We start from the raw sequence: 239 nt of genomic DNA, 5'->3' as shown, positions 1-239 counted from the left end.
TACCGCGATTGCTTTACCCGACAATAACTTAGCAACTCAATATTCCTACATACAGCTTCGCGACAGACATTCTTCTGCCTTTGCCTTAGTTTCAGTAGCAACAGCTTTGCAACTCGATGGTGATACAATTGTGGATGCCAGAAGTGCACTCGGTGGCGTTGCACACAAGCCCTGGCGAAGCGTTGCCGCAGAAAATTTTCTTAATGGAAAAGGAGCAACTGCGGAAAACTTTGGAAAGG

Annotated in this window: 1 pseudogene; it reads left to right on the top strand. The window is 46.4% G+C overall.

The window, feature by feature from the left end:
- A pseudogene (locus AC0IWT_RS20040) lies at nt 1-239 on the top strand (FAD binding domain-containing protein); the annotation flags it as partial.

The organism is Pedobacter sp. AC464 (assembly GCF_979253075.1).
The sequence above is the reverse complement of the archived record's forward strand: the minus strand, read 5'-3'. Positions and strand labels throughout refer to the sequence as shown.